The following is an 8,928-nucleotide window of genomic DNA, read 5'->3' as shown; positions in this document are numbered from 1 at the left end:
TGTCGCTCATGTTTCTGTGTCAAAAAAGCTTGAGGATGGGATCTTATCACGAATTGTTACTATTTTGGAGATGTCTAATACTCTGCCTTCTCAAACTTGGTTGAATAGTCAGCTAATTTAGGATGCTTTTGTGCTTGCAAGCTTCCTCGAAAGCTACGTAGGGACTCATTTGTTATGTTTCTTAATATCACGTCTTATTTTGTAGGTATTTTGGCTGTACCCCAATTAGCCATCGGCTCCATAGTTTTCAAGGACTTAAAAAGTCTAAATGGTTGCCAGCCTGCTTTTGCAATTCATCCAAAGAACCTTGCCGTTTTACTCTACCCTGTTCCAATAACACAATCCAATCAGCCCGCATGATGACTCTAGGGCGGTGACTAATCAAAATCGTAGTTTTGCCTTGGCGGTGAGACAAGAGCCCATCTAGGACTTGGGCTTCACTCACTGGATCAAGGTTCGCTGTTGATTCATCTAAAATCAGGATGGGTGGGTTGGTGACAATTGCTCTGGCTATGGCGAGCCGCTGTCGCTGTCCTCCAGAAATATTGGCGCCAAACTCGCCTAAAACAGTTTGATATTTATCGGGTAGTTTGCTGATAAATTCATCAATCTTGGCTAGCTGACAGGCGGTAACGATTTCCTCAAAAGTAGCGTGAGGGGAACCCAAACGAAAGTTGGCGAGAATCGAGCGGCTCCAAAAGTGAGGTTCTTGAGGAATTAGAACAATCTGTTGGCGCAGACAATCAAGAGCCAGGTCTTGACTGTTATAAATTCCCAGGCGAATATTGCCAGATTGCAAAGGATACAGGCCCGCAATGAGCTTGACTAAGGTACTCTTTCCGCAACCAGATTCTCCAATTAAAGCAACTACTTTACCGCCGGGAACCGTCACAGAAAAATCCTCGACTAAATCAACTTGACCGGGATAGTTAAAGTTAAGGTTGGTGCAAACAATATCAGCATTTTCAGAAAGTTTTACAAAAGGCTTTTTGACATCACCCGGTTGCATTTCTGGTTGGGCATCAGTGACCTCGGTCAGGCGTTCCACAGCGGTTCTAATCCAGATAGATTCATTGATGATGACAATCAAATCAGCCATTAAGCGAATTACATTTTGCGCCAGGGTATAGGAAGCGACCAGTTGACCGATGCTGATTTCCTTAGCAATCACCAGTTGGCTGCCGAACCAAAGCATACCTACACTACCGAGATTAGAGACTACATCAGAAAAGGTGCGGTTAACAACCATAATCTGGATAGTGCGAAAGGTCAGATTGGCTACCTTGCCAGAGCGACTCTGAAGTTGTTCCCACAGTTGAGGTGCGGCCGATGTTGTTTTGAGCGTGAGTCCTCCTTTAAACGTTTCTACCAGAATTGCTTGGTTTTCACCGTCTTCGGCTAATACAGTTCGCGTTTTTTGCCGGAGAGTTGGCAGAAACACCAGCGTCGATAGCGTCATCACCGCTGCAATTGAGGTAGCAAGCAGCATCAGCTTCCAGCTATAAAACCATAAGAAACCCAAAGAAGCCGCAGCAATAAAAAACTCGCTGGGTAAAGTAACTAAAAGCTGAGAAATTATACTTCTAATGCGCTGAATATCTCGCAAGCGGCTAATGATTTCACCGCTGCGGTGAGTTTCATAATAAGTGAGCGGCAAGCGCAGGATTGCTCGAATAAATTCGAGAATCAGCCCCAACTCCAGCCGTTGAGCAAAATGTGCGATCAAATTTGACTGCACCAATCTCAGCCCGCTACCGATTAAACTCATGACTAGAGTGGCAATAATGACACCGTTGAGCAGCTTGCTATCTCCCCGCACCAGCACATCATCAGTGAGAATTTGGATCAGGAACGGGAAAGCCAGAGTAATCAAACCCAAGAAAAGATTGAGGAACAGCGCTTCCGATAAAATGGCTCGGTAAGGCCAGATGCGCTGCCAAAATTGTCCCAGAATGTTAATTCGATCGTTTGGTTGCTCTCCAAAGCGAATTGGGTCTGCTTCGAGCAAGAGCATGATGTAATTTTGCCAGCCTTCGGTTAGCTGATGGCGGGATAAATAACGGATGCCGACAGCCGGGTCAGCGATGACGTATTTCTTGCCCTGCCGCCCGTACAAAACTACCCAGTGGTATCCCTGCCAGTGAATAATTGCAGGTAGGGGGAGGGCGTCGATTTGGTCAATAATCTCTGGTGATGCTTTGACGCCTTGAGCATTGAAACCTAGCTCCTCCGCCCCCCGCTTCAGCCCTAGCAGCGTGGTTCCCTGCTGCCCCGTGCCTACCAGTTCCCGAATATGGCTGATTGCTAAAGTACGCCCGTAATGTTTAGCAACGGTAGCAAAGCAAGCTGCCCCACAGTCAGATTCAGCAAGCTGTAAAACACAAGGGTATTTAACCAATCTAAGCATTCTTATTTCAGATCCAACAGAATATACCAGCGTAGATTCATTATTTTCATCGTGTCTTTATAACTTTTGGATGAAGTTAGTGACACTTAGTTTCTTGTCACAAGCATCGGCTTCAATCAACTGCTAAAATAGGGACTGAGAGAATTTCAGCAATTTAGATAAAATTGTGAATTTTGTACACTAATTCTCTTTAAAAATAAGCAACCAAACTCCATCAACTTGAGGATTAGTTAGGCTCTTCAATCATAAATTTGTCAGCAGTCTTGCTTTTGTAAGAATAAACGCAAGTACCGTCTCTTCTGTGGAGATAATGTCTGATGTAACTTCCATTCCCGATTGGATGGGATACTGATGGCCGTTCTTGTCTAGATAAAGTTTTTCAGGTTGAAGGGTCACTTCGTAGTAGGGAGTAGCTGCACCCGCATCCGGGCTTTCAGGTGTAATTGCATCGGGAGCGATCGCCCTTACCGCACCTTTGAGCGTGCCGTAATCTGGATAAGGATAAGCAGAAACTTGCAGTTGAGCTTTGCCCTGCGTACAGTCTGACACTTTTTCTTCTTTGCAGACTCGAACGCGGCCAATATCTCGAACTGCCACACGAGCTTTAATGACAAGAGAGGCATTACTTGGAGCAATGCGGGCAATGGATTCTCCAGGACGTACCACCTGACCCGAATTTCGCAGTTCCAGTTTGAGGATGGTACCGTCGGCGGGGGCGGTAATTACCGTTTTTTTGAGTTCGATACCAATTTGTTGGAGTTCTTGCAGATCGCGGTTGATTCGATTTTGGATTTCATGGCGGCTTTGAATTAGGGCTTCTCGTTCTTTTTTTAACATCGCCAAACCTGCTTCGCCCTTAGATTTTTCTTGGGCAATTCGTTCAGAAGCAATTGCTACAGGTGCGGCGCTAGGATTAAGGGCAGCTTGAACGACTTTTAATTTAGCGGCAGCTACTTCAACGGCTTGCTGTTGTTTCTCAACGGTTTTTATTTGACTTTCAATCGCTTGTTGTTGCGTTGCCACCGCTGCTTTTTCCCCAGCAACGGCTTGTTCTTGCTGTTCAACGGCTCGTTGGGTTTCTTCTAGTAAGTCGAGGGAAATCGCTCCAGATTCTCGCAGCGGTTGATAGCGATTTTGCTTAGAAACTGCTGCTTTTAAACTTGCCTCTGCTGCTTTTAAATTCGCCGCTATATTTAGTAAATAAGCCTGTTCTTTTTGCAATTCTTCTTGAGCTTTTTGCCTTTCCAGTTGAGCTAATTTAAAATTAGCTGCGGCTGCTTCAACTTCGGCAACTGTGGTCAGTTTTCGTTCTCGATATTCCTGTTGGTTGCGGCTTACATCGGCTTCGGCGGAGGCAATTGCGCGTTCCATTCCCCAATTTTCTGCTGCGATTCGCTCCTCTGTAGCGGTAACTTGAGCTGTAATTTGTCGCAGTTGCAGTTGATTTTGCTGGATATTTCCTTGTAATTGACTTTTTTTAGTCAAAGATTGGGATGAGTCGATAACTGCGATCGCATCTCCCTGTTTTACCGCCATGTTCTCTTTCACCGAAATACTTTCGACCCTGCCTTCTGTCGCTGCTTGTACTATCTGAACTTCTCCAACAGGCCGGACTGTGGCGGGAGCTTTGACGGTGATGTTGTATTTCGTGACAGCAGTGAGGGTGATGGCTGCACCAACGCTTCCCATTAACAATATACCGCCTAGGGTTGTCCAAATACTTATGGGAGGCAGAAATTCATCGCTTTTGGCTGGGCGGAGCAAGTCTGGGTTGGGGTCACTAAACATACTTACAAGGGTAGAGCACCAGGATGCTGGCTAATAAACAAATAACCCGGAGAGGAAATAGAAATATTGCTCTTTTGTCAATAGGGCAATCCTCTCCGGGTTAACTTTTTAGACTTTTGAACAGCTACTAGGTAGCGCCAATCTTTACTCGGTCAGTTGCTAAGCTGTTCTGCATTTAAATTGTATGTTAAAAAACCATCAAACTCTTGTGGGGTGGGCGTCCCGCTCGCCCTGAATATACAATTTAAATGCGCGACAGCTTATCGATCAACCGCTCCATATCCTTTGAGTTCCGCCGTTGACTGAAGACATATCTTTTTCGGTCAGAGTCACTATTGGCAAATTGGTCAAAGGTAAGGTTTTGCCTGATTTATGGGATTGCTTCTTATTGTCCATTCTAGAATCCTCCATCTTTTAGTTAACTTTAACAAATTGGAGGGGAAGATTAGTAATTTTCACTACTTCCCTCATTTTCAGAGAACTTGGGTTGAATTCCCCGTTCGCTTAGCCCCTCCTACCACTAACCTTAGAGGTAGATTAACCAGCCCATGAATTGTAACCTCCGCCGTTAACGGAAGACATATCTTTTTCGGTCAGAGTTACAATTGGCAGCTTTGTCAAAGGTAAGGTTTTGGCTTGTTTCTGGTCTTGCTTTTTCGTGTCCATGATAAAATCCTCTGCGTTTTAGAAAAAATTAACAAAGTGGAGGGGAAAAGAAGTCGTTTTTTACTCCTTTTTTTCATAACTAGGATTTAAGTCCTCGTTACATTAGTCCCTCCTAAAGTTGCCTTAGAGGTTGATTAACTTGTCCATGCGTAACCGCTGCCGCCGTTGACGGAAGACATATCTTTTTCGGTCATGGTGACGATTGGCAGTTGTGTCAAAGGTAATGTTTTAGCTGGTTTCTGAGATTGCTTTTTAGTGTCCATTGTAGAATCCTCGGCGTTTGAGTGAATTGTAAGAAATTGGAGGGAAAGATAAGTATCAAGAAATTAATTGTTTTCACAACTAGGGTTTAATTCTTCGTTACCTTAACCCTCAGACTAACAAGCTTAGAGGTTCCTTGCCTCTAAATTGCATTGATATGTCCACTGCCATTGACAGGAGACATATCTTTTGCGGTCGCAAGCTTGCTCTAGCTGCCACCGGGCATACCGATCCGCCCGCCGTTGACGGAAGACATATCTTTTTCGGTCAGCGCGACAATAGGCAGTTGTGTCAAAGGCAATGTTTTGGCTTGTTTTTGGTGTTGCTTTTTCGTGTCCATTATAAAATCGTCTGTATTTTAGAGAAAATTAACAAACAGGAGGGAAAAGAAGTCGTTTTTTACTACTTCCTTCATTTTCAGAGCTCAGGTTGAATTCCTCCTTCGCTTAGTCCCTCCTACAGCAACCTTAGAGGTTGATTAATAATGCCATGCACCTCCGCCGTTGACGGAAGACATATCTTTTTCGGTCAGGGTAACAATAGGTAGATGTACCTGTAGCTGGGTTGTTACTTGTTTCTGGGATTGCTTCTTGGTTTTCACTGTTAGTTCTCCTGAGCTGAGCAATATCTACATTAGTCAAGAGATACATTCCTCATTTTGTTTGTCCGGATGGTTCGCCAGATTGTTTGCTAAATATTTTTTTCGGAGAACCCAAGCGATAATTGTCCACCTAACTTACCCAACAGTCAGGACTGTTGCTATATGACCCAAGGGCTTGCTCTCGCTTGACTTTGAGCCGCTGTGGAACATTAAATCAACGCCAGCTCCACCCCTGACGCGACATTTGATTCGACTTTTTTACGATCCTTGCCTTGTAAAGCTTGTAGTATCGTTCCAGAAACAGTCCGAAGTATTGATAGATTGAAGGCGCATCAATGCGATCGTGGGCTGGATAAGCACGAGCACCCTTTCACAGAAACTAGCGTATTCTCTTTGCCCTGATGTGTAGGGTTCCATCCATGAGGGGGCGGGCGGTTAGTTTGCTAGCCACTATGTCACCAGCCCGCTACAAGATTTTGAAGTTTTGGAGAAATTTTCCACTACCTTGATGCGGGCTAGGACGATCGCTTTTATTCCTCCACGTCTTTCAACCCGTCCTCTAACAACATCCGGGTCGTGCGGTGGTGTTAGCGTTGCCAATGCAGCTTCGGGTGTTAGTGATGCTGTGGATGTTGGTGCTGGCGATGCAGCTTCCATCAAAAGACTTTGGCTCGTTTGAGCGCCCAGGAGCGTGTAGCAGAAAGGTTGAGGGCGATTTCCTACGGGATACCTTCGCTATGCGCGCTCATCGCCATGTACCAGTTGCATAAATCTTAAATTACTCACTCAGACATCTAGACGTTTAGATGATTAAATCAACCGCAGGTGATGCGACCCGCGACAGTATCACACCTTCAAGAGAGCGAATGGGGAGCAGACTCTCGCAGTGCAGCAACTGCTTGATTTTTGGGAAGATCCACCTCCTCCCATCACCTGCAACCGAGCGCTACGTTGTTATCGTTAATTAGCTGAGCCAACCCGCCCTATAACTGGCAAGATACGGCATCATTTAAAACATTCAAGCATTCAAATGTTTGGACATTTAGATGATTAAGAGGTAAAGTTGAGTTAATCAACGTATCGGTATACCTATGATCGTGACAATCGCCTCATTCAAGGGCGGAGTCGGCAAGACAACTACAGCGCTGCACTTGGCGGCTTACCTGCAAACCAAAGCGCCTACGCTCTTGGTAGACGGCGACCTCAACCGCAGTGCTTTGGATTGGGCTGCGCGGGGTTCTCTCCCGTTCAAAGTGGTGGATGAAAAGCAAGGAGTTCGCTTTGCCAGAGATTACGAGCACATCGTGATAGACACGCCGGCCAGACCCGACCCCGACGAACTCAAAACTGTAGCAGAAGGTTGTGACTTGCTGATTTTACCGAGTTCCCCCGATGCGATGGCCCTCACTGCGATGCTGCAAATGGTCGAAGCTTTGCATTCCCTAAAATCGAATTACCGCATTTTGCTCACCCTCATCCCGCCCGCTCCTAGCAAAGTCGGGATTGAGTCTCGCAGAACGATCGAGAAAGCCCAGTTGCCGATATTTAAAGCTGAGATCAGGCGGCTGGCAGTATTTCAGAAAGCCGCGCTGACCGGGGTTCCCGTAAGTGCTGTCAAGGATGCCTACGCCAAAGCTGCTTGGGGTTGTTATGCCGCTGTCGGCAAGGAGATATTGCCATGAGCCGCTTTGATGATTTGTTAAAGGCCAAGAAACTCAAACCCGGCGAACCTGACCTCGAACCCGCACCAACTCCGGCGTTACCCAAAAGCAAAGACCCAAACTTTGTCAGGGCTACTGTTTACCTGCCCAAACAAATGCACCGCGACCTTAAATCTGCTGCCGCACAGTCAGGTGAAGAAATCAGCGAGCTGGTTGAAAAGTCCGTCGCTCAATACCTCCAGCAGCTTAGTGCCAATACAAACATTTAACTGTTTGAACATTTGAACATTTGAATGTTTGAACGTTATCAGTTTTTTCTCTTATTTGCAGCAGTTACCTTTCCCGTCAATCGCTGCATTCTTGAGTTCGTCTACTGTTGGGTGCGTATGTTGGTAAGCTGGCACTGGACTCGCAAGGGAGCGGTGCAGCATGAAGAAAATACGGCAGTTGGGGGCGATCGCTCTGATTTTGGAGATGGTTGCTGGCTGCAATCTGACATCAGCCCCGCCATCTTCACTGCCGCGAGTTTCTCCTAAACCAAGAGTGCAGAAACCCACAGCGCAGAATCCCGTAGCTTCGGCAACCAACAACCCCAACTTGCTGCTGGGCAATCCCAGCAATGCCACATCCAGTGTTGCCAGCACCGACACTATTTAATGGTGAAGCCACAGTTTGTGCTCTCCTACAACAGCAAAACTAAGACCGCCAATTGGGTATCGTGGCAACTGAACCGCTCTTGGATTGGGGCAGCCGATCGCCAGGACAACTTCCGCCCCGATGATGCTCTCCCCGCTGCTTGGTACAAAGTGCGACCCAACGATTACACCGGCAGCGGCTACGACCGGGGACACATTGCACCCAGTACAGATCGCACCCGTAATGAAGCCGATAACAGCAGCACTTTCCTGATGACCAACATGATGCCCCAAATCCCAGAACTCAACAGGGGCGTTTGGAGTGACCTGGAAGATTACTGCCGGAAAATGGAAAAGCTTTCGAGTTTCGGTAAAGCAACTGAAACAAAAGACGGGGCCAAATTTCTTGTCGAACGTACCCTCACAGGTTCAGCAAGTCATTGAAAGCAAAGCTGACAGCCAGTAAATCTTAGGTCTACTTCAAAGCTTTGTCTCGAATACTGCTGAATATTTGAGTGCGCTTTTGAGTCCGCTCTTGCAAACACGGCCACCGAGTGCCACCATCCCTCATATCCCATGACTGCATAAGCCTAGCTGATGACTTCTATCAATTAAACTGTCGCTCAACCCCTTTACAAACCTTAACAACACCGTTAATAATATAAACATCATCCGAACATTGACAACCAAATACAGCAATCATAAAACCATGACAACAACCTTACAGCAGCGCGAAAGCGCCAATGTCTGGGAACGCTTCTGCGAGTGGGTAACAAGCACAGACAACCGCATTTATGTAGGTTGGTTCGGCGTCTTGATGATTCCTACCTTGCTGAGCGCCACCATCTGCTACATCATCGCCTTCATCGCTGCCCCTCCAGTGGACATCGACGGCATCCGCGAACCAGT

The 8,928-nt window shown here is 46.4% G+C and carries 11 protein-coding genes and 1 pseudogene; 4 read left to right on the top strand and 8 right to left on the bottom strand.

The features are described 5' to 3' along the window. Nucleotides 1-247: 247 nt before the first annotated feature. The 7 genes from QUA77_RS27990 to QUA77_RS27960 all read right to left on the bottom strand — a co-directional run bounded on the left by QUA77_RS27990 (nt 248) and on the right by QUA77_RS27960 (nt 6,380). Entirely contained in the window at nt 248-2,407 is a 2,160-nt protein-coding gene (locus QUA77_RS27990) for a peptidase domain-containing ABC transporter (RefSeq protein WP_333453849.1), read from the bottom strand. Nucleotides 2,408-2,650: 243 nt separating this feature from the next. Then, nucleotides 2,651-4,195: an HlyD family efflux transporter periplasmic adaptor subunit gene (locus QUA77_RS27985; protein ID WP_333453847.1), complete on the bottom strand. Its 1,545-nt coding sequence runs from the start codon at nt 4,193-4,195 to the stop codon at nt 2,651-2,653. A gap of 537 nt (nt 4,196-4,732) precedes the next feature. Next, nucleotides 4,733-4,861, bottom strand: a complete 129-nt coding sequence (locus QUA77_RS27980) for a hypothetical protein (RefSeq protein ID WP_333042901.1) — start codon at nt 4,859-4,861, stop codon at nt 4,733-4,735. Nucleotides 4,862-4,995: 134 nt separating this feature from the next. Then, the gene (locus QUA77_RS27975; protein ID WP_333042903.1) at nt 4,996-5,124 is read right to left on the bottom strand and encodes a hypothetical protein; all 129 of its coding nucleotides are present in this window, start codon (nt 5,122-5,124) and stop codon (nt 4,996-4,998) included. A gap of 206 nt (nt 5,125-5,330) precedes the next feature. Next, on the bottom strand, nt 5,331-5,462 hold the full coding sequence (locus QUA77_RS27970; RefSeq protein ID WP_333042905.1) for a hypothetical protein: 132 nt from the start codon (nt 5,460-5,462) through the stop codon (nt 5,331-5,333). A 138-nt stretch (nt 5,463-5,600) separates the two neighbouring features. After that, complete coding sequence (locus QUA77_RS27965) at nt 5,601-5,723, bottom strand: hypothetical protein (protein WP_333453844.1); 123 nt, start codon at nt 5,721-5,723, stop codon at nt 5,601-5,603. Nucleotides 5,724-6,173: 450 nt separating this feature from the next. Then, nucleotides 6,174-6,380 carry a hypothetical protein gene (locus QUA77_RS27960; RefSeq protein WP_333042907.1) on the bottom strand — a complete coding sequence of 69 codons (207 nt, stop codon included), beginning with the start codon at nt 6,378-6,380 and terminating at the stop codon, nt 6,174-6,176. A 434-nt stretch (nt 6,381-6,814) separates the two neighbouring features. On the opposite strand from QUA77_RS27960, the gene QUA77_RS27955 reads away from it, so the two are divergent. After that, on the top strand, nt 6,815-7,405 hold the full coding sequence (locus QUA77_RS27955; protein ID WP_333042908.1) for a ParA family protein: 591 nt from the start codon (nt 6,815-6,817) through the stop codon (nt 7,403-7,405). Continuing rightward, nucleotides 7,402-7,653, top strand: coding sequence for a ribbon-helix-helix domain-containing protein (locus tag QUA77_RS27950; RefSeq protein ID WP_333042909.1), 252 nt, complete (start codon nt 7,402-7,404; stop codon nt 7,651-7,653). The genes QUA77_RS27955 and QUA77_RS27950 overlap by 4 nt, the downstream gene beginning before the upstream one ends. 51 nt (nt 7,654-7,704) lie before the next feature. On the opposite strand, the gene QUA77_RS27945 is transcribed toward QUA77_RS27950, so the two are convergent. Beyond that, the gene (locus QUA77_RS27945) at nt 7,705-8,028 is read right to left on the bottom strand and encodes a hypothetical protein (RefSeq protein WP_333042911.1); all 324 of its coding nucleotides are present in this window, start codon (nt 8,026-8,028) and stop codon (nt 7,705-7,707) included. Nucleotides 8,029-8,040: 12 nt separating this feature from the next. Here QUA77_RS27945 and QUA77_RS27940 point away from each other — a divergent pair, with 12 nt between their 5' ends. Together QUA77_RS27940 and QUA77_RS27935 are read left to right on the top strand one after the other, a co-directional pair. Next, nucleotides 8,041-8,463, top strand: a complete 423-nt coding sequence (locus QUA77_RS27940; protein ID WP_333042913.1) for a DNA/RNA non-specific endonuclease — start codon at nt 8,041-8,043, stop codon at nt 8,461-8,463. A gap of 265 nt (nt 8,464-8,728) precedes the next feature. Next, a pseudogene (locus QUA77_RS27935) lies at nt 8,729-8,928 on the top strand (photosystem II q(b) protein); the annotation flags it as partial.

Source organism: Microcoleus sp. K5-D4, from assembly GCF_036704575.1.
Taxonomy (GTDB): domain Bacteria; phylum Cyanobacteriota; class Cyanobacteriia; order Cyanobacteriales; family Microcoleaceae; genus Microcoleus.
Note: the sequence above shows the minus strand (reverse complement) of the source record. Positions and strands in the feature narration are given on the sequence as shown.

What these genes read in the sequence shown, in the direction of transcription:
- QUA77_RS27990 (WP_333453849.1), bottom strand. Translation starts at nt 2,407, where the DNA reads ATGCTTAGATTGGTTAAATACCCTTGTGTTTTACAGCTTGCTGAATCT.
- QUA77_RS27985 (WP_333453847.1), bottom strand. Translation starts at nt 4,195, where the DNA reads ATGTTTAGTGACCCCAACCCAGACTTGCTCCGCCCAGCCAAAAGCGAT.
- QUA77_RS27980 (WP_333042901.1), bottom strand. Translation starts at nt 4,861, where the DNA reads ATGGACACGAAAAAGCAAGACCAGAAACAAGCCAAAACCTTACCTTTG.
- QUA77_RS27975 (WP_333042903.1), bottom strand. Translation starts at nt 5,124, where the DNA reads ATGGACACTAAAAAGCAATCTCAGAAACCAGCTAAAACATTACCTTTG.
- QUA77_RS27970 (WP_333042905.1), bottom strand. Translation starts at nt 5,462, where the DNA reads ATGGACACGAAAAAGCAACACCAAAAACAAGCCAAAACATTGCCTTTG.
- QUA77_RS27960 (WP_333042907.1), bottom strand. Translation starts at nt 6,380, where the DNA reads ATGGAAGCTGCATCGCCAGCACCAACATCCACAGCATCACTAACACCC.
- QUA77_RS27955 (WP_333042908.1), top strand. Translation starts at nt 6,815, where the DNA reads ATGATCGTGACAATCGCCTCATTCAAGGGCGGAGTCGGCAAGACAACT.
- QUA77_RS27950 (WP_333042909.1), top strand. Translation starts at nt 7,402, where the DNA reads ATGAGCCGCTTTGATGATTTGTTAAAGGCCAAGAAACTCAAACCCGGC.
- QUA77_RS27940 (WP_333042913.1), top strand. Translation starts at nt 8,041, where the DNA reads ATGGTGAAGCCACAGTTTGTGCTCTCCTACAACAGCAAAACTAAGACC.